Below are 1,233 nucleotides of genomic sequence, written 5' to 3'. Positions count from 1 at the left end.
GGGGGCGCGGGCGCGGCGGGGGACGGCGTGGACGGTGTCGACGCCGCCGGTGCAGGCGCGGGCGGCGCGGGCGAAACTGGCGCGGCGGGAACGGAGGGCGCCGCAACCGGCGCCGGCTGGCAGGCGCCGGCGATGTCCGCGAGGGTCACGCCATTCGCAGCCAGGAAGGCCAGCACCGCCTCCGTCTTCTGTGCGTAGGAGACGCGCTCCCCCTGCTCGGCGTTGAAGAAGCCGAAGGTGTTCACGCCGACGACGCGGCCGCAGCGATCGACCAGCGGGCCGCCCGAATTGCCGCGGCTGATCGCCGCCGTGTGCGGCATCACCGTCAGCCCCGAGGGCAGCGCCTGCACCGCGCTGATGAGCCCATCGGTCACGGCGAGTTCCGGGATCGCCTGGCTGTTGCCGTCGAGCAGCGCGCGGAAATTCGCATCCGTCTGCATGATCGCCTGCGGGAAGCCGGCAGCAATGACAGGGTCGAGCCGGCTTGCCACGCGCGTCAGGCCGAGCGGCGACAGCGGCGGGGCATCCGCCGGCAGGCGCAGCAGCGCGAAGTCGGCCCGGCCTGGCTGCGGGTCGGGCGTCTGCGCCGCGACCTGCGCGGTGAAGGGCCGGCCGAGGCGCCGGTTCACGACATAGACACGCGCCGGGTCGAGGTTCGCGACGACATGCGCGTTCGTCACGATCACGCCGGGTGCGACGACGAAGCCCGTCCCTGTCCCCACACCCTGCCCGTTCGCGAGCGGCCCGAGCACCAGCACCGTCGCCTGATCGAGCAGTTCGATCAGCGAGCCCTGGAAGGCCTGCTGCCCCTGCGCCGGCGGTGGCATCTGGGCGGGCTGCATGGGCGTGATCTGAGGCGGCGTCAGCGGCGAGAGGCCGAAATCGCCGGGCCGGCAGACATCGCCGGCGAGGGCCGCGCGTGCCGCCTCGATCTCCCGCCGCAGCGCGTCGTTGGTCTCCCGCTGCCGGCCGATCTGCTCGGCGATGCGCGCCTCGTCCGCCACGGGGGCGACGAGGCGCTGGCCGGCGATGCGCTCCGCGATGAGGTTCCAGCCGAGCCAGAAGCCGAGGCCGAGGAAGATCAGCGCCACCAGCACGCCGATCGGCAACAGCCACCAGTTCCAGGCGGAGGAGGTCGCACGCCCCGCCGGTGCCGCCGCGCCCGCCGCGGGCGCGACGGGCGGTGGGGGCGGCGGGGCGGGCATCTTCACCGCCTCCTTCATCCTCGCGATC

1 protein-coding gene is annotated in these 1,233 nt (G+C 74.3%); it reads right to left on the bottom strand.

The annotated features are described in order from the left end of the window. Positions 1-1,205 (bottom strand): S1C family serine protease (locus HW577_RS25260; protein WP_198378836.1); only part of this gene is annotated, 1,205 nt, incomplete at its 3' end. Positions 1,206-1,233 lie beyond the last annotated feature (28 nt).

Source organism: Neoroseomonas rubea, from assembly GCF_016106015.1.
Lineage (GTDB): Bacteria > Pseudomonadota > Alphaproteobacteria > Acetobacterales > Acetobacteraceae > Neoroseomonas > Neoroseomonas rubea.
The sequence above is the reverse complement of the archived record's forward strand: the minus strand, read 5'-3'. Positions and strand labels throughout refer to the sequence as shown.